This is a genomic window from Pirellulales bacterium (genome assembly GCA_035939775.1).
In the GTDB taxonomy this organism is placed as follows: Bacteria; Planctomycetota; Planctomycetia; order Pirellulales; family DATAWG01; genus DASZFO01.
In genome coordinates, this window is sequence record DASZFO010000380.1 from 75136 (window position 1) to 94267 (window position 19132).

The window sequence follows — 19132 nt, forward strand, 5'->3', positions numbered from 1 at the left end:
CGTTCCGGGGAGTTGTCGCAGATTTGGAATGCCCCTCGGAACGCCGTCCGCCGCGGTGGATTCCCTACGGAATCTCGTCCCCACATCGCGCAATTAGCGGCTCATGATCTCCGTGAGATACCGCAGAATGTCGCGCGCGGAGATCACGCCGACGAGGTCGCCCTGTCCGTCGACGATCGGTAGATGCCGAAAGCCCCCCAGGTCCATGCGCTGAACGGCGAAGGCGATCTTGGCGTCGGCCATCAGGGTCTGCGGATTGGGGGTCATGAATTCGCGGACTGGGCGGGCGGCGAAGCCCGCGGAGTTCACGTCGATCTTGCGCAGCGCATCGCGTTCGCTGAAAACGCCGATCGGCTTCGCGCCCTCGGCCACCACGACGCAACCGATCTTGCGCTCGACCATCAGCCGCAGCGCCTCGCCCACCGGCATCGCCGGGGCAACCGTCACTGGCCGCTTAGGATCGAGCGCGCTGACGCGATCGCCCAACAGGCTGCGCTCCGCCTCGGTGCGCGGCGGACGCAAATGCGCATCGTCGAGCGGCTGACCACAATTCTCGCAGTCTTCGGCGCCGTCGATGTTCTTGGTTTTGCAATGCCCGCAAAGGATCATGACGTCACCCAGGGTTCGCTGGCGTCGGTATGGCCCTAAGCGCCTTCGCGCTGCCGCGTGGTGTAATGTGGTTCGGGGGGCAGGTTGTAAATCACGGTCGGGAAGTGCTCGACCAGGTAGTGGAGGATGCCTTCCACCTTGACGATCCCCACGGGCTGTCCGTCGCCGTCCACAATTGGCAGCCGCCGGTAGCCGCCGTGCGTCATGGCGGCAATGGCGGTGCCGACCGTATCCTGAGCGCGCAGCACCACGGGATTGGGTGTCATGACTTGGTCGATGGAGACATTGAAGTCAGCGCCGGCGGCCATCATCTTGAGCACGTCGCGCTCCGTGAAAATTCCCGCGATGCGCCGATCGCTGCAGATCAACACCGCGGCACAGTTTCGCTGCTTCATTTGCTGGAGCGCCTCGCGCACGGTGGTCGCCGGCGAAAGGCACAAAGGCTCAACGAGCGGGCATTTGTCCACGGTCTCCGACTCGAATTGGAGCTGAAAATCCATCTCGGTCATTCTCCAATCGCCAAATATCTGGCGTGCGCGGTAGGTGGCCGCGGCCGGACCGAAGGGAAGTCACGGTTCGCTGGCCCGCCGGGGCTTCGGCTGCGCCTCCAGCCCCGGCCACCCCTTCACACCTCGATTTGCTCGGCACACTCAATATCCGACGTGCGCCGCCCGCAAGCAAGGGTCAAAGTCGCAAGAAAATCTGGCGACGGTAGAGAAACCGGCAGATCGCCATGCACAAGGCGATGCTCACCAGCGCGAGCACCAGGCCGCCGAGCCCCTGCCACTGCGTGTTCAGCCACTTGGCCACGTCCCCTCCCGCGAACCTTGCGGACAGCTTTCCGAAATCGACGACGTTGCTGATGATGTAAATCGTCAGCGCATTGGCGCCGATCCAGACCAGCGGCATGGCCCATGCCCGCAGCTTCCACACGTCGATCACCAAATAGAACCCGGCCAAGAGCAGCGCGCTAAATCCGCCGGCAACGAGGACGAATGATGAAGTCCAGATCTTCTTGATTACGGGAAACTCCTGCCCCCAGGCGTATCCGAGCGCGACGAGCGCCGCGCCCGCGACCGCCAGCCAAACGACCTTCTGCCGCTCGCTGCGCGCGGGGTCGCGCAGCAACAACCCGGCAAACACGCCCAACAGGCAGGATGCGATTGCTGGCAGCGTGCTCAACAGGCCCTCGGGGTCGTGGTCGCCGTCCCACTTGCGCCAGGGCAAGTACATCCGGTCGAGCCAGTTCGTCAAATTGTGCCGCTCGGCGAAGTCCCCCGCGCCGAATTCGGGCACCGGCACGAATGTCAAGAGCGCCCAATAGCCCACCAAGAGCGCGAGGCACACCACCACTAGCCCGCGCGGCCGCAGATAAATGAACAGAATCCCAGCGAAGAGGTAGCACAGCGCGAGCCGCTGCAACACACCGAGCAGGCGGATATGGTCGATGTGCCCGCTCAATCCGCCGTAGTAGAACAAACCGAGCACGTAGAGCGGCAGTGCCCGGCGCAGCACGCGCTTGAGCGCGGCGGCCCGTCCTTCGACCGCGACTAGCCGGCCGAGCGAGAACGTGATCGCCACGCCGATCATGAATACGAACAGCGGAAAGATCAAGTCGTAGAAATGGAAACCTTCCCAACGAGCGTGATCGAGCTGTTTTGCGACAAGCTCGGTGATCGGCGGGCCGTCCTTGAAACTCGCCAGCGCCTCGCCGAGCGCATCCGCGCCAACGATCCAGAACATGTCGAACCCCCGCAGCGCATCGAGCGACATCAGTCGCTGCGATGCGGGCCCGGCAATAGCGGACACCGTGGGTAGTCGCGTGGTCTCGGATTCCGGGTTCGTTCGATCTGCCATTATTTCTCGGCGATGCAGTACAAGTAGTCGTGGCCGCGGAGGAAGAGTTCTTTTCCCGCCAGGGCCGGGGAAGCGTCGAAGCGCTCGTCGAGGTGGTTGGTGGCCAGGATTTCGAGCGTGTCTGCGTGCTTAATGACGACCGTCGCGCCGTTGCGGCCGACCAGGTAGACGCGGCCGCTCGCGCCGACGGGCGAGGCGTAGACCCCTTGCAAATCCTCGATCCGCTTGCCGTCGTAGACTGGCTCGCCCGATTTGGCGTTGATGCAGGATAGAATCGCGGTGTTGCCCGAGAAAAAGTAAAGCCGGTCGTCGTAGAGCAATGGCGAGGGGACGTAGGGCGTTCCCTTTTTGAGCGTCCAGGCGACCGCGTCGGTACCGGTCACGTCGCCATTTCCCTCGGGGCGGATCGCCAGCATCACGTATCCGCGAAAGCCGGTCGTCGCGTAGACCAGCCCGTTGCCGGCGACCGGGGTTGGAATTGCGTTGGTCGTCAACCCGGCGCATTCCCAAAGCAGCTTACCGTCGGCCAGATCATAGCTGCGGATTTTTCGCGTGGCCGCGGTGATCACTTCGGCCTTGCCGGAACGCTCGACGACGATCGGCGTGGTCCACGAGGTCTCTTCCTCGCGAGGCGTCCGCCAGAGTTCGTTGCCGGTCTCTTTATCGAAGGCGGCGATGAAGCCGGGGCCCTCGTGATCCCAGTTGACGACGACGGTGTTGCCAAACAGCGCCGGCGAGCTGCCTTCACCAAACGAGAGCTTCGTTTTCATCCGGCCGAGGTCTTTCTCCCATTTCAGATTCCCTTGCATGTCGTAGCAGTGCAGCCCGCGCGAGCCGAAATACGCGACGACGCATTTGCCGTCGGTCACGGGCGAATTCGACGCAAAGGTATTGTCGAACTGGGTCCCTTCGTGCGGCACCTCTTCGCGGGCGACCTTTTGCCAGAGACTCTTACCGGTCGCGCGATCGAGGCAGAGCAGGACGAATTGGTATGGGTCTTTCGGCGGTCGCGACATCATGCCGCCGCGACCGAAACCCCGCGGCGGTCCGTTGCCTCTACCACTCGGCGGACCTTCGCCCCGACCGCCAGGCGGCGGGCCATCGGCGCGGCCGCCGGGAGGCGGTCCGTCGGCTCTGTCGCCAGGCGGCGGACGATCGGCGTTGCCATCGCGCGGAGCATCGCCTTTCGCAGTGACCGGCGCGGAATCCGGCTTGTCTGCTTTATCGTCTGCCTTTGCATCCGACGAGTCAGGTTTGGCGGCCTGCTCGGCATCGCTCTTGGCAACCGGAATCGCCGTTTGAATGAATACTTGATTTCCCCAGATCAAGGGCGTGCTTAGCCCGCGGCCGGGGATCTTCACCTTCCATTTGATGTTGGTCTTTTCGTCCCAGGTGACCGGCGGATCGGCGCTAGGGCTCACTCCCGTCATCAACGGCCCGCGCCACTGCGGCCAGTTGCCGTCCTCCGCTTGAACAGGCGCGATCGCCGTTGAATGGATTGCTACGGTCAGGGAAATCAACAACCCGCACGGAGCGAGCAGGCGAACAGCATCGCAAATCTGACGTAGCCGCAGGTCGATGCGGTCGATCGAATCAATCATGTCTCTCTCCGTCGAATTGGTCGTACTCGAAATCCGGACCAAAAGCCTAGATTATGAGGTGATCACTGAGTCCCTTGCAATCCAGAGTCTCGCAAAAGTTTGTTGCTCGGCCGGCGATTCGATATGATCGAGGCTAGGTTTTCCGTGCCGCCGCTGGCTACCAGCGAGTTCAAGTTTGTCGACCAAACCAAGGAGAACTGCTATGCGCCGCGCTCTGATACTCGGGTTCATTTGCGCCTTCGCCGCGTGCTACGGCGCGAGATTGTCTGCCGATCAAGCGGAATCTGTCCAAAGCCTGCGAGACGACAAGCTCAAGGCTGCCCAAGAGTGGTGGGACGTGGTGGCGGAGAGAGATAAAGTGGCCTCGCCACCGGCTACTCCGGCCGCGGAGTTCGCGGCCGCACGCGCCGTGAAGGACGCTCAACTCGACGTTCTAACCGATAAACAGGAGCGGCTCCGCGCGCTGACAGTGTACCGTGACCGAATGCAATTGGTTTATGACAAGATCAGTGTGTTGTCTCAGGCCGCTAGCGCGGGCGGTGAGGCTGAAAGAGTGGCGGAGGCACGGATTCATTTGCTTGAAGCAAAGATTTGGCTGAAAGAAGAAGAGAAGGGACAAAAACTCGGACGCTTGATTGGGAACTAAGGCGACATCATCGCGTGAGACAGCCGTCGGGCGGCTTATTGCACTCTGCCCCGCCGGGCGTATACTCACGGGCTCCATGCTGTTCCTTCGATCTCGTCAATTTTCTAGCACGCGGAGGTCTCCCATGTTTCAGCGAATGCTATTTGGCACGGTTGCGGCGTTGGTTGTTCCAGTGTTGGCGCTCGGCGCCGAGCCGAAGGACGATCTTAAGGCCGCGGTGAAGAAGCTGTCGGATAGCGCCAGCTATAGTTGGACGACCAAGGTCGAGGGAGGTTTCGGCTTCGGGGAGAGCGAGGGCAAGACCGAGAAAGATGGTCACACCAGCTTCTCGTTCAAAATGCGCGACGACTCTTACAACGTGATCATGAAAGGAGACAAGGCCGCCATCAAGGGGACCGGTGGCTGGGCGTCGGCCGCCGAATTAGCGAAGGAGGCCGAGGACAACGGCAACGGTTTCAGCCCCGAGCGATTTCTGACGATGATGGTCAAGAATTTCAAAACACCGGCTGAACAGGCCAGCGAATTGTGCGGCAAACTCGAAACGGTGACGAAATCCGGCGATGCGTATACTTCGGAACTCAGTCCGGAAACTGCCAAGCAATTGCTTACTTTCCGGCGGCGAGGCGGCGACAACAACGCTCCGCAATTCGAAGTCAAGGACCCAAAGGGTTCCGTGAAATGCTGGATCAGCGACGGCGTGCTGTCAAAAACAGAACTTCATCTGCAGGGCACGGTCAGCTTCAACGGCAACGAAAACAAGATTGACCGCACGACCACGACCGAGATCAAGGACATCGGCTCGACGAAAGTCGCCGTTCCCGACGAAGCCAAGGCGAAGCTCTAGCCGCTCCCGGCAGATTTCAGGAACCGCTCACAAAACCGGCTGGGAGTCAATCCTGCGTGTAGGTGACCACAAGAAACAGGATCGCGTCTTCTTTGCCGGTGTTTTCGATGGCATGAGGGACATCGGCTCGATAATAGGCCGAGTCGCCGCGGCCGAGGTCCTCGGCACTCTTGCCCGACGTGATGTGGGCGGAACCCTGCTGGACGGTCAGGAGTTCGCGGGCGCCCTCGAAATGGGCGGCGCTTCGCAGCGCGCCGCCGGGGCGCAAGACAATTTCGTAATATTCGACCGCCTTTTCGAGCCGCAGCGGAGAGAGAGTCCGGATTCGGCAGTCCCCGTCCGAGCGATAATGATGGCTCCGGTCGTCAGCACGGATCACCTCGACCTGTTGTGCGCCGGCTGGAGCGTGAATTAAATCCCCCAGAGGCATGCCGAAAGCCTCCGAGATGCGAAACGCCACCGCCAAAGTGGGGTTGGCCCGACCGCGCTCGATATCGCTGAGCATCGAACGACTAACGCCGCACGCCGCCGACATCTCTTCGAGCGTCCAGCGCCGCTTCTTCCGTAACTCATGGACGCGACGGCACATCTGATTGGCGATGTCATCCGCCGATGAGGTTTTCTTGCCGGGTCGCTGGGAGTTCTTCTTGGACATTATCCGAATCCGGCGTGGGGAAAAGGGCGGTGCCAAACGACCAGCCCAACTTGCCAATATAACTCGGTCGCGGCGCCGCCTCAAATTGCGCCGCGGGGAGCGCGGCCAGCCACCAAGTGAGTTTTTTACGATCTTGGTAAAAAATCGTTTGCAATTCCGGTAAATCGGATTTATATTCCGCCAAGATCAACGGCGGCACGATGCCAAAAATCGAGAGGCGGATTCGGTTAATTTCTCAACTCTGATTCCTACCAATTCGTCAATCAGTGAGGTGCGCGATGCAATGCCATGCCACAGTCGTCTCATCGGCCACTCCGTCCATGCCTCATTCGTCGCGGCATTGCGGGTTGCGCGTTCGGCACATGGCGTTGATCGGTTTCGTGATCGGTTTGGCCTTGGCCGTTGGATTCTTGGCTCCCCACTCGGCGTCCGCACAGATCGCCCAAGTCGATATCGGGTCGTTTACAAACACCACGTCTCAAGCGAACAACACCAACTTCACTGTTACTGCGGCGGCAAACAATGTCCTCGTCGTGAACTTGGCTTGGCGATCGGGCACTTCGATTTCGACGGCCGCTCCGATCGTCACATACAACGGTGTTGCCTTGACCGCTGCTTCTCTTTCCCAGGACTCTAACGCAAACTATTCCAACACGGCTGTCTACTATCTTTTCAACCCGACTGCGGGAAGCAACACTCTGCACGTGGATTACGGCGCGAGTCTCGTGGCCGGCTCGGCCGCCGGATTCGACGCTTTTACGCTCGGTGGGGTAGACACCACCCAAGCTCCAGAGGCGATATCGGGCCACAACGCCGCCGCGGCCAACGACGGCCCCGACTCACTTTCCGTTTCGTTGAGCAATGTTGCTTTCGGCTCTTGGGCCGATGCATCCGCGAATTACCGCCAGGGCGGCAATGGCACAACGACGCTCCTGAACGCCTCGATTGCGAGTGGCGCTGGCGCGCTCATTACCAACGGCAGCGGCGGCACCGTCGGAAATGGCAATTTGTACGATCAAATCGTCGACGGCCAGATGATAACCGCTGGCGCGCTGGTCTCGAATATCACGACGCCGAACTTGACCGTCCAGGAAACAGGGCCGGGGAGCGCCAACCACCGCTTTACTTTGGCCTCGGCCGTCTTCGCCGCGTTGCATCCCATCTCGACTTGGAACGGCGGCGCGACAACCAACAATTGGACCGATGGAGCCAATTGGGGCGGCACCGCGCCGGTGGCCGGCAACACGCTCGATTTTGCCGGGTCGACCCGCCCCGGCCCGGTCAATAACTTCACCTCCGGCACCAGTTTCAGCTCGATCACATTCGATAGTACGGCGACGGTCCCGTTCACGTTGACCGGGGCCGGCATCACCTTGACCGGGGATAATTCGTTCAACGCCATCGTCAATAACAGCACGCAGCAGCAATCCGTCAACCTGAACATCGCGCTTGGCTTCGACAACCTCAAAATCAATACCGGCAACGGCGGCCTCTCGATCGGCGGGTCCATCTCAGGCAATCATTCGATCACGCTCACCGGCAACTCGCCACTCGTGCTCGCCGCCGCGAACACTTACACCGGCCCAACCAACATCAGTTCCGCCCAACTGCAGCTCAACAACGCCAACGCAGTCCAGAACAGCACCGTGAATGTCAATCTCGCCAATTCGTTGCTGTTTGGTCCCGGCATCGGCTCGTTCAACTTGGGAGGCTTGTCGGGGACCGCTGGCGTCAGCATGAATGCTACCGACAATAGCCCCGTGAGCCTCGTCATTGGCGGCAACAACGCGAGCACGGGCTATCTTGGGAACCTCACGGGCGGCGGCGGCATTACGAAGGTCGGCACCGGCACGCTGAGTCTCGGCGGCACTAACAGCTATGCCGGGCCCACGCTGATCCAAGGTGGCACCCTCAAATTGTCAGCCTCCTACCGCTACTATCAATTTCAGGCGACTACCTTAAATAACAACGCCGCCGCCAACTCGATTCAGCTTTCGGAAGTCCAATACTTCGATGCCACCAACACTTGGGTTCCGGCCATCGCGGTCACGAACCCTGGCGGGAACAATTCGGGCGATGGCGCTCCCGCGAATGCCAACGACGCCAATTTGGCGACCAAGTGGCTGGATTTCAACAAATTCCAGCCGCTCGTTTACGACTTCGGCGCTCCGACCGCTCTGCCACATTATAATCTGGCCACGGCCAACGATGCGCCCGAGCGCGACGCGACGGGCTGGACAATTTCGGGAAGCAACGACGGCATCACCTTCACGCCGCTGGATACGCAATCCAATATCACCGACCCAACCAACCGACTCACTTGGTACAACGGAGGCGGCACCGGCAATCATCCCACCACCTTTTTCAATATCTCGCTGGCAGCCAACAACGCCATCCCCAGTACGACCGCGGTGGTCATGTCGAGCAACACCACGTTGGACATGACCAACGATTCTGTGACGATCGCTTCATTGGCCGATGCGGCCGGGCCCACTCCGACGGGCTCTCACGTGCTGCTCGGCAACGGCACGCTCACCACTGGCGACAACACCAACACCGTATTCTCCGGCGCTATCAGCGGCGCGGGCGGAAGCCTGGTCAAGGTGGGAAGCGGCAATTTCACGCTCGCCGGCGTGAATTCGTACAGCGGCCCGACGACGATTTCGAACGGCACGTTGAGCCTGACAACCAGCAGCAACAGCAACATAGCCAGTTCCCCAACGATCACCATCGCCAGCGGTGCATTTCTCAACGTCACGGGCGTCACGGGGGCGGGGGGATTCACCGTCGGCGGTTCGACGCCCCAAACCCTGACGGTCTCCGGCGCTGGCACCAGCACGGTCACGGGAAACCTCGCCATTGGCAGCGCTGGCACGCTCATCCAGTCGAGTTCGAATTCGCTCGCCGTCGCCGGCGGGCTGACTCTCGCCGGTGGTTCGACTTCCAATTTCACCATCACATCGACCGGGGCGGCACTGGTCGCCGCCACCGGGAGCCTGTCGATAGCGCCAACCGGCGGCATCAGCACCGTGAATATCGGTAGCGGCAGCACGTTTCCGCATGCGTCAGTCACCTACGATCTATTCAGCCACGGCGGCTCGTCGCTGGCGTCGGGCTTCAGCTCGTTGAAGCTTGGCACGGTGCCCCCGCTGTTCACGTACACTTTGCTCAACAATCCCAATGAGGTCGATTTGCAGGTGGTGCCATTTGAGTTCGCTTGGACCGGCAAGGACAACGCAACCGGCGGGTCGCCCGGATCCTCAGATAGCGTCTGGACCTCGTCCCCGGGCCCCTTTCCGGCAAATAGCAACTGGGTGAATACCTTGACCGGCGTCTCCACCCAATACGCCGACGGCTCGCGCGTGATTTTCGGAGATAACTATCCAAATACCTCGGCGGGCACCAACAATGTCTTGAACAGCACCGTCACCATTCAAGCGGGCGGCGTTGCACCGGGCGCGGTCGTCTTCACCAACACCGGCGCTTCGCTCGGTGGAGTGGATTACACGGTCGGCAACGCGGGAGCGGCGGGCATCAGTGCGGCCGCCAGCGGAATCCAGTTGCAGGGGAGCGGGCAGGTCACTTTGGCGGGGGCCAACAGCTTCACTGGCGCGGTGACCGTGAGCGCCGGCACGCTGAACCTCACGAATTCCGCTGCCCTCGGCAATTCGTCCGGCGTCACGATCGCTTCTCACGCCGGCCTCGTTCTGAACAATCTCACGGCCGGCCTGACGGTCACGGGTTCCAATCCAATCCCGCTCTCGATCGACAACGCAGGCACGCCATCGGGACCTGCCGCGAACGGAGTGCTAACGGCGAACGGGACTAGCGGATATGCCGGTCCGATCACGGTCGTCAATAGCACCGGCAGCAGCACGATCCACACCGTGAATAGCGCCGATAATCTGACGCTCAGCGGCGGCATCAATCTGCCCAACGGCGGGACGCTCACATTCAACGGTCCGGGCACGACGACCGTCAGCGGCGGTCCGATCGCCGAGGGCAGCTCGCCTGGAACGATCGCCATGAACGGCACCGGCAGGTTGAACCTCAGTTCCGCGGCGAATTACTACGCTGGCGGCACGCAGATCAACAGCGGACTCGTCGTTCCATCCAGTTTCGCCGCATTGGGGACCGGCCCGGTTATCTTCGCCGCTTCCAGTGGCACTCTGCGGATATCGCCGCCGAGCGCGAATAGTCCGTTCTTGGGTGGCGCGGGGACGGGCGCCAATCAATGGACCGTCAACAGCGGCGCGGCCTACACGCCCGCGCAGCCGTCGTTCAGCGGGAACACGCTGACCATGACGAATAACCAGGGCGGCGAGAACACCAGCGCCTGGTTCAACACGCCGGTCTCGATTAAGAACGGATTTGCCACATCCTTCAACTTTCAATCCTTGCCGTCGGGTGGCGCCGACGGTGTGACATTCGCATTGCAAAGCGTCAACAATGCCACTCCGCTGAATAGCCTTGGCGGCGGTGGCGGCTCCTTGGGCTATGCCGGTATTGGGAACAGCGCGGCGTTTCAGATTGAGGTTTTCGGCAACGCCGGCGTCCGCTGGGCGAGTAACGGTACCACCGGCGGCGACACAGCCACCGGCGGCGTGGGATTGAATAGCGGCGATTTAATCAATGTGGCATTGTCGTACAATCCCGTCAGCACCACGTTGACGGCTAACCTGACCGATACGGTCACCGGAGCTGCGTTCACGTATACGAACAGTTCTTTCAATTTGGCGGGCGTCTTGGGAGGCAACAACGCGTATATCGGCTTCACTGGCGGGACAGGTGGCGCGGCCGCTGTCAATTCCGTCAGCAACTTCTCATTTCCCGGCCCAGGCAATCCGCCACCGATCGTCGTCAATCCGGGAAACACGGGCACGGTTGACGTTGCCGCTACGGTCGCCAGTCCGACGATTGCGGTCGGACAATTTACGGGCGGCGCCGGCTCGCAGTTGAATGTCACCGCCACGACCGTCATCACCGGCGGCCAAGCGTACGGTCTTTCAATCCCCAGCGCGGTTCTAATCGGCACAACCACGTTCAATGTGGCCAATGCCGCGGGCGGCGGCGCCGGGACCTTGACGCTCGCGAACGTCGCCGACGGCGCAAGCCCCGGCGCTATCACCAAGATCGGGCCCGGCACGCTGCGCGTAAACTCTGCCGTAAGCAACGTCGTTTCCGGCACTGGGTTCAATCAGATTTCCGGTAATTCGTACACCGGAGGGACCACGATCAGCCAGGGGACAGTGGTTGTCGGAGGCGCCTTTTTGAGTCCGTTAGGCGCCGGGACGGTGACGCTCAATGGCGGTCGGCTCCAGTTGCAAGGCGGACCGGTCGGGACCTTTCCACTCGCCACGACGGGCTACACTGGCGACGTGATTTCGGATGCCTCCGAGCCGACCACCACCCCTTACGGATCGAACACTACGCTCGAGGGAACGCGAGTCTTATACTCCTCGGCGATAGCGGGTATTGCCGCCGGCGGGGGGGGTCCCGGCCTACCGGTTAATGGAACGATCGTCGACAACAGCAACCCAAGCACCGTTTTTCAATTGCAGTCGTACACGGCGAACAACGTTCTCCAGCTTTCCAATAGTCCTCCCAATACGCCGCCCACCAGTTCGGGGGTTGTCTCGACAGGAAACCTGACGCTCACCAATCCTGGAAAATTCCAGACGTTGGCCATTTTGGAAAATGCCGGCAATGCGAATCAGACTTACAGCGCGACACTCAATTTCGCCGGTGGGAGCACTCTGACTTTCTCGGGGCTCACGGCCGTTAACTATATGAACACCGCTCCGCCGACTGTCATCGTCCCCGGGCGACATCGACAGGACACGGGCGCCTTCAGCACAGTCGCGGCCATATTCGAAACTGACATCAACATTCCTGTCGCCGATCAAAACCTCACTCTCAATTCGATTACGTTCACCTCGACAACCGCGACCGGAAATAACTTTGTGAATATTTACGGCGTAAGTGGAACTGCTACCGGCGCCGTCGCCGGGTACAGCCAAACGGCGAGCGTCGCGGCAAGCTCCACGATCGACGTGACCGGCACGGCCTCGGCGGGCTTGTTGGGCAACGTGACGATGGGCAACGCCAGTGCCGCTCCCATAACGCTGGCCATCACAGGCGGTAGCACCGGCGCGGGCGCCGCCTATTCCCTGGGGCTCGGATCCGGTTCCGGAAGCAGTGTGTCCCTGACAGGCAGCAACACTCAATACGTGTTGGACGTGGCGAACAACGGCGCGGGCGCCGGTACCTTGGTTCTCGGTCCGCTTGGCGACGGCGGCACGGCCCGTAATGTTCTGGTGCAGAACGGCGGCACGGTCAAGTTGACGTCGGCGGGCAGCTTGGTGGCCGGCTCGTCGATCGCCGTCGGCGGCGGCGCCAGCGGAGGTAACTTGCGTGTGACCAATGCCGGCGGCTCAGCGACCGGCTCGGCGCCGGTCAGTGTCAACAGCAATGGCACGCTCGGCGGCACCGGCGCCATTGGGAGCCTCGTCACTGTGAACAGCGGCGGCACGGTGCTGGGCGTGAATGGCGCCACGCTTGCTTTGAGCGGTGGCCTGAGGCTGACCGCGGGCTCGAGTTCCAGCATCAACCTGAGCGGCACTCCCAACGGCACGACGACGCCTGGCACCATCGACGTCACGGGTGGAACGCTCAACGTCGTCGGGGCCAGCACTGTAAACTTCACGGGATCGCCGCCGGCAACGCTGGCCAATTACACCTACGATTTATTCAGTTACTCGCCGGGGTCGGTCTCCACGACGCAGAATGGCAGCGGCTTGACGTTTGCCGCCGGCAATGGTGGCGGCAGCATCGCGATTGGCTCGCAGCCTTTATCCGCGGGCTATCAATACAGCCTGGTCAACAATACGGGTCTCAACCAGATCGATCTCACGTTGACCGACATTGCCTTGACTTGGACCGGCCAGACGGACGGCAGTTGGAATCTCAGTTCGACCAACTGGGCCACGGTCACGCCGACCGCAACCAGTTTCTCCAACGGCAAGGCGGTGGTTTTTGCCGATAAGAACCCGCTCAATTCTCCCAACAATGTCACCAACACCACGATCACGGTGCAAGCGGCGGGCGTGCAGCCGGCGTTGATCAACTTCACCAATACGGGCGTCGCGCATGGCGGCGTCGATTACACCATCACGAATGCCAGCGGGACGATCGGCATTGCCGGCACAACCACCGTTTCGCTCAATGGCACGGGAGGCGTCGGAGGACAGGTCACGCTGCAAGGCGCCAATAGTTTCACCGGTCCGGTGGCCATCAACGCCGGGCAATTGAATCTGGCCAATGCCGCGGCGCTGGGGAATGCAACCGGCGTAACGGTCGCCTCAGGCACCACATTGAATCTGACTAACCTCGGCGGCGTGACCATTTATGGCCTCACAGCCAGCGGCGCCACGCCGATCCCGTTGAGCCTGTCGGGCACGGGATTGTCGCTCACTGGCGCTCTCACCAGCGGCGGAACGAATACGTACTCGGGTCCGATTGCGATCGTGTCGGGCGGCGCCACGATTGGCACGATCGCCAGTAGCGATCAGTTAACCCTCGGCGGGGGCGTGAGCATCGCTAGCGGCTCCACGCTTACATTGATCGGCGCCGGCACGACGATCGTCGATCCAATAAGTGATGGCGGCGTCTTCGCGCCTGGCTCGATCACCGTGGCGGGCACGGGCACGGTGTCGCTGCCCGACGCGAACTCATATTTTGGTAGTACGACCGTGACATCCGGGACTCTGAATCTCGGCAATGGCGCGGCGTTGGGCAACTCGTCCGGCGCGACCGTCGCCGCTGGTAGTTCGTTGTCGTTGACAATCCCGACCGGCGCATCAGCGACGTTTGGTAATCTTGCCGGCGGACCCGGCACGATCGGCTTGACGATCAACGGCGCGGGCACGACAGGAAGTCCGGGCGCGCTCAACAGCGTCAGCGGCATCAATACTTACGCCGGTCCGATCACGGTGGGGGCCAGCAACGCCGCCACGATTAATTCGATTTCAACGCTCAACAACGACGGTTTGACTCTCAGCAACACAGTGAGCGTTGGCACCGGCGCCACGCTCACCTTTGCTGGCGTGGGAAATACTACCGTCAGCGGCGGAGGTTCAATCACCGGCGCGGGAGGGATCGCCAAGATTGGCGCCGGCACCCTCACGTTGAACACGCTCGGCAATAATTATGCCGGCGGGACCAGGATTACGGCCGGGATGGTGGTGGCCAGCAATAGCGCTTCCTTGGGCGGCGGAACGGTCACGTTCGCCAACAGCGGCAATAGCGGCACTTTGCGCGTGAACCCCGCGCTTATCCCGGCGGGATTCGGCGGCAATGGCAATGGGTGGAGGGTCAATAGCACCGGCATTGCAACGGCTCCGTTCCCCTCGCCCAATGTTCTTCAACTGACCGATGGGGCCGGAGGCGAAGCCCGCAGTGCATTTTACGGAACCCAAATCCCGTTTCAGAATGCCGCTGGGACCGGCGGGTTCAGCACCTCGTTCGTTTACACGCCGAACGGCGGCGCCGATGGTGCGACGTTCGTGCTGCAGACCGATACGCGCGGCGTGAACGCGATCGGCGACACCGGCGGCGGTATGGGCTTGGGGACCGGAGGCGGCACCACTGGGGCGATCGCGATTGCTCCCAGCGCCGAGTTGGAAATCAATATCTACGGCGGCCATCCCCAAGGTACGGCCTTCGATACCAACGGAGCTAACATCGCCAACGGCGGCCCCGAATTGTTCACGCAGCCGGGTACCCTGAACGTTGCCAGTGGCGATCCGATCCGCATCAATCTGAGCTACAATCCGTCGACCACGACCCTGAGCGAGACTGACACCGACCTGACGACCAACGTCACGGGCGCCAAGACCTATTCGGTCAATATCTTCAGTGCGCTCGGCGGGACGTCGAACACGGCGTTCGTCGGCTTCACGGGTGGCACCGGCGGCGTTTCCTCGACGCAGCAGATCAGCAACTTCCAGTACACGGTGCCGGTGGGATCGCCCAGCGATTTCGGGAACAACTTGGTGCTCAATGGCGGGGCCCTCGCGACGATCGATGTTGCGCCATCTCCCGCCGCTGCCGTCTTTGGCACGTTGACGATCAATAGCGGCGGCCCAGCGACCTTGAACGTCACCGAAGCCCTCGACACCGTCGGGGCGGGGCAGGCCTATAGCCTTATCACGGGCAACGTCAGCCTGGCCAGCAATGTCACGTTCAATGTAGCGAATAGCTCTGCCGGGGGCGTCGGCACGTTGACCTTGGGCGCCGTGAGCGATACGGGCGTCGGCGCCGGCCAATCCGTCACTAAAACCGGCGCCGGCACGCTTGTGCTGGCCAGCTCGACGGGAAGCACGTATCTCGGCGGGACGACCATCAGCGGCGGCGCAGTCCGAGTCGCGAATGCCAGCGGTTCTGCCACCGGTAGTGGTGCCGTGACGGTCGGCGGCACAAGCACATTGGGTGTCGCGGCTGCACTCGGCGCGGCTTCCATCAGCGGAAATGTGTCGGTCAGCAGCGGCGGCGGCTTGGTCAGCGCCAGCGTCGGCAGCCAAACGAGCGCCTCGCTTACCTTGAGTAGTGCCCTTGGCCTTTCGCTGGCGGCGGGCACGACCTCGAGTTTCGCGCTCAACGGCATCGGCACGAACAATACGACTAATAGCAATGCGTTGATTTACGTGTCTGCCGGTCCTTTTTCGGTTGCTGGCACGAATGCGGTCTCGATTTCCGGCCATCCGGCCACCGGTGTGTACGACCTCTATGGTTACACTAGCGGCCCCACGTCAACCACCAACTTCACTACTCCGGCAGCTCCCGCCGGCTATGCCTGGTCGCTCGCCGTGAGCGCCAACGGGTCGGGAATTGGCACGTCGAACCCGAGCGCAAACCAACTCGATCTGGTTGTGACTCAAGTGCCACTCACCTGGAACGGCGCGGCCGGCGGCGGCGGCATTGGCGTGTGGGACACGACATCCCAAAACTGGGCTGCAGGGTTGCCCGGAATCGCCGCGATTTATGCGAACGGGGATGCCGTTAGCTTCGGCGATACCGATGCCATTACCGGAAGTCCGGTGACCAACACCGCCGTCACTGTTCGGGCGGGAGGAGTGACACCATTGTCCGTGACGTTCACGAACACCAGCGTCACCTACACGTTCAGCGACGCCACCGGTGATACAGTCGGGATCAGCGGTGGTACGGCCGTGGTTGTCAGCGGCGGAGGCTCGGTGACATTCACCAACCCCAATACTTACACCGGGGGAACAACCGTCACGAGCGGCACGCTTGTCACCTCCGGCACCGGCACCCTTGGCAGCGGCTCCCTGGAGGTAGACGGCAATGGCGTCAGCGCCTCGGTGGTTAGCGTGCAGAATAATCTCGCTGTTCCCAGCTTAACCGGCAGCGTTTCGGGCTCTGGGTCCGCGACAGTCAACGTTGGCGCCGGCAATACGCTCACTCTCAATGCGGCGTCCGGCACGGCGACTTTCGCCGGCAGCGTCGCCTTGGCTGCGGGCGCGACCGCCAACTCGGGTGGAACGCTCACTAAGTCGGGCGGCAGCGCTCAGGTTTTTACGGGCGCTCCGCAGCTTGGCAACAATAGCGTCCTGAATGTGGGCGGTGGCAGCCTTAAGTTCAACGTAGCCACCGGTTCAGCCACCGTCGGCGCCGGAGTAACCGCCAACGTGACCGGCGCCGCTACGCTCGAACTGGCCAACGCGGTTTCTGCTCTCTCGGACGGCACTGCCGCCCATTCGGCGCAAATCAATAACAGCAGCACCGCGGCAGCGGGCTTGCTTGTCTCCGGCGCCGGGAGCGTTCAACGCGTCGGCGGCATCGACGGCATTGGGACCACGCAAGTCAACTCGGGCAACCGCTTGACGGCCAACCACATCGTTCAGGGATCGCTGGTGATCGGCGGCACGTCCACGAGTGCCGCCCTAGTGACGATCGATGCGTCCGACGCCAGCGGCAATCCGCTGGCCGGTTCGGACGGATTTGCTTTAGCCGGCTCACTCACGCCGACTGCTCCCTTCGCCTCGGGCGGCCCCAGTTCGCCGGACCTGCTAACGGCTGGCGGCTCATCGTCGAGTGGATCGTCGCTCAGCGGCGTGAACCCCAGCGTCGGATTGTCGGCCGTGCCGGAGCCTTCGAGCGTGTTGTTGTTGATATTGGGTGGCTGCTTGTCAGTTCTGCTGCCGGCGATTCGGCGCCGGAGGCGCTAGAAGTCGAATTGAATCAATTGGCCGGGTGGCGTGCGTCGAGGGCCGCCGCCTTGGCAAACCGCTCCGTCGGTCAGCTCTCTCTCTGGCCGGCGGGGCTTTTTTGCTTGTTTGAGTTGGCCGGCCTCCTATTGAACGGTAAGCAATTCACATACCCCGTCGAATTGCGGGGGCTGCAAGAGCCCATCTGAACTGCATTTGCAGTATAATCGGGTCTTCATCCGCAACGGCGGATTCCAACCGCTGGGCGACGGACCGCCGCCCGTTTATCGGCGCGCCGAGGTCGCGGCGTCAGGCGGAAAGGACTGTCGCCTGCGCTAGTGAAACGATGGATCGCGTGCTCAGCGACATGTTCGCCAATCGGCTTAGGAGTGCTCATCGATGGGTCAACCGCGGATCGTGGCTCGCTTTTCGCACTTCGCGGTTAGCTCCGCAATTCTGGTCTGTTTGATCGTTTTCGCGTGCGCGCGGCGTTCGAGCGGACAAACCATTGTTTGGGACCCGTCGAAGAATACCTTGGGCTCCGATGGCTCCGGAAATTGGGACACCACCACGGGCAACAGTATTTGGGCCAGCGGCGGCGCTGACAGCATCTGGGTGAACGGGGACGTCGCAGCCATCGGCGACGGAACAGTCAACGTCACCACGAGCCCGATCATCACGCTCGATGCCGCGGGAGGCGTCACCGTTGGCGGGATCACGTTCAACGCGCTCGGGTCCGGTTCGACGGTCGGCTATACGATCAACGACGGGAGCGGCACTGGCGCCGATCCGCTGGTGGTCAACTCCGGCTCGGTGATTGCCGACAACAACACTCGTGGCGTAACAACGATCAACGCCAATCTAACCAACTCGGCGGCTTTTGGGATGACGATCGCCGGCAGCGGCAACCTCACGTTCGGCGGTAACGTCGGCATCGTCAATAGCGGCGCCGCGGCCTTGACCATCGGCAACACGAGCAACGTCAGCCCTCTGTTTTTCTCCGGTACGCTCAGCATCAATAGCGCGACCGCAAACCATTTGAGTGCAACGACGATCAATAGCGGAACGGTGGTCGCGGGCAACACGACTGCATTCGGGGCCGGACCGGTGACGATCAATGGGGGCAGCCTCCGCCTCAATGCCGCGACGGCTGCCGGCGGGACGATCTCCGGCTTCGGAGGCACGAGCAGCAGCGCCACCGGCGCCGGCACGCCTTGGACCGTCTCGAACACCGTCATCACGTCAAATCCAATCAATTCCAACGTCATGACGTTGACCGACGGCGCCAACGGCGAAGCCCGTGCCGCGTACTACAACACTCCCATAGCGTATGCCGGCGGTTTCACCGCTTCGTTTCAATACACTCCCGTGACGACCGGCGCCGATGGCTTCACGTTCGTCCTTCAGAATGATCCTCGCGGCGCCGGCGCACCGGTGGGCGCCACGGGTGGCGGACTCGGGTATTCCGGCATCGGGCCGGCCGCGGCGGGAGGCGCCAGCGGCAGCGTGGCCATTCTGTTCAACATTTTTAACGGCAACGACCGCGGCACGGGCTTGGCCATGAACGGTGGGGTGCCTGGAGTGAACTTGGTTACGACGAACGCCACGAACAATCTCTACACCAATAATGGCGCATCGAATAACACGGCCGCCCAGCAGCTATTCGTTCCGGTCGCGTTCCTCGGGGCCAAC

The 19132-nt window shown here is 61.9% G+C and carries 9 protein-coding genes; 4 read left to right on the plus strand and 5 right to left on the minus strand.

Going from position 1 to position 19132, the window contains the following annotated elements; translation table 11 throughout:
* Nucleotides 1-93: 93 nt before the first annotated feature.
* The 4 genes from VGY55_25415 to VGY55_25430 all read right to left on the minus strand — a co-directional run bounded on the left by VGY55_25415 (nucleotide 94) and on the right by VGY55_25430 (nucleotide 4067).
* The gene (locus VGY55_25415; GenBank protein HEV2973331.1) at nucleotides 94-609 is read right to left on the minus strand and encodes a CBS domain-containing protein; all 516 of its coding nucleotides are present in this window, start codon (nucleotides 607-609) and stop codon (nucleotides 94-96) included.
* Nucleotides 610-644: 35 nt separating this feature from the next.
* Nucleotides 645-1118 (minus strand): CBS domain-containing protein, encoded by a 474-nt coding sequence (locus tag VGY55_25420; GenBank protein ID HEV2973332.1) that lies wholly within the window; start codon nucleotides 1116-1118, stop codon nucleotides 645-647.
* 175 nt (nucleotides 1119-1293) lie between these two features.
* Nucleotides 1294-2382 (minus strand): hypothetical protein, encoded by a 1089-nt coding sequence (locus VGY55_25425; GenBank protein ID HEV2973333.1) that lies wholly within the window; start codon nucleotides 2380-2382, stop codon nucleotides 1294-1296.
* Between the two features lie 83 nt (nucleotides 2383-2465).
* The gene (locus VGY55_25430; protein ID HEV2973334.1) at nucleotides 2466-4067 is read right to left on the minus strand and encodes a PQQ-binding-like beta-propeller repeat protein; all 1602 of its coding nucleotides are present in this window, start codon (nucleotides 4065-4067) and stop codon (nucleotides 2466-2468) included.
* A 202-nt stretch (nucleotides 4068-4269) separates the two neighbouring features.
* Between VGY55_25430 and VGY55_25435 the strand changes: the two genes are divergently transcribed.
* Both VGY55_25435 and VGY55_25440 read left to right on the plus strand, forming a co-directional pair.
* The gene (locus VGY55_25435; GenBank protein HEV2973335.1) at nucleotides 4270-4713 is read left to right on the plus strand and encodes a hypothetical protein; all 444 of its coding nucleotides are present in this window, start codon (nucleotides 4270-4272) and stop codon (nucleotides 4711-4713) included.
* A 124-nt stretch (nucleotides 4714-4837) separates the two neighbouring features.
* Nucleotides 4838-5557 carry a hypothetical protein gene (locus tag VGY55_25440; protein HEV2973336.1) on the plus strand — a complete coding sequence of 240 codons (720 nt, stop codon included), beginning with the start codon at nucleotides 4838-4840 and terminating at the stop codon, nucleotides 5555-5557.
* A 46-nt stretch (nucleotides 5558-5603) separates the two neighbouring features.
* On the opposite strand, the gene VGY55_25445 is transcribed toward VGY55_25440, so the two are convergent.
* The gene (locus VGY55_25445; GenBank protein HEV2973337.1) at nucleotides 5604-6212 is read right to left on the minus strand and encodes an XRE family transcriptional regulator; all 609 of its coding nucleotides are present in this window, start codon (nucleotides 6210-6212) and stop codon (nucleotides 5604-5606) included.
* 320 nt (nucleotides 6213-6532) lie between these two features.
* Here VGY55_25445 and VGY55_25450 point away from each other — a divergent pair, with 320 nt between their 5' ends.
* On the plus strand, nucleotides 6533-17461 hold the full coding sequence (locus tag VGY55_25450; protein ID HEV2973338.1) for an autotransporter-associated beta strand repeat-containing protein: 10929 nt from the start codon (nucleotides 6533-6535) through the stop codon (nucleotides 17459-17461).
* 378 nt (nucleotides 17462-17839) lie between these two features.
* The coding region (locus VGY55_25455) for a hypothetical protein (GenBank protein ID HEV2973339.1) at nucleotides 17840-19132 on the plus strand (1293 nt) is incomplete at its 3' end.

Excerpts from the sequence above, each read along its gene's own strand:
- VGY55_25415 (HEV2973331.1), bottom strand. The coding sequence starts at position 609 with ATGATCCTTTGCGGGCATTGCAAAACCAAGAACATCGACGGCGCCGAA.
- VGY55_25420 (HEV2973332.1), bottom strand. The coding sequence starts at position 1,118 with ATGACCGAGATGGATTTTCAGCTCCAATTCGAGTCGGAGACCGTGGAC.
- VGY55_25425 (HEV2973333.1), bottom strand. The coding sequence starts at position 2,382 with ATGTCGCTCGATGCGCTGCGGGGGTTCGACATGTTCTGGATCGTTGGC.
- VGY55_25430 (HEV2973334.1), bottom strand. The coding sequence starts at position 4,067 with ATGATTGATTCGATCGACCGCATCGACCTGCGGCTACGTCAGATTTGC.
- VGY55_25435 (HEV2973335.1), top strand. The coding sequence starts at position 4,270 with ATGCGCCGCGCTCTGATACTCGGGTTCATTTGCGCCTTCGCCGCGTGC.
- VGY55_25440 (HEV2973336.1), top strand. The coding sequence starts at position 4,838 with ATGTTTCAGCGAATGCTATTTGGCACGGTTGCGGCGTTGGTTGTTCCA.
- VGY55_25445 (HEV2973337.1), bottom strand. The coding sequence starts at position 6,212 with ATGTCCAAGAAGAACTCCCAGCGACCCGGCAAGAAAACCTCATCGGCG.
- VGY55_25450 (HEV2973338.1), top strand. The coding sequence starts at position 6,533 with ATGCCTCATTCGTCGCGGCATTGCGGGTTGCGCGTTCGGCACATGGCG.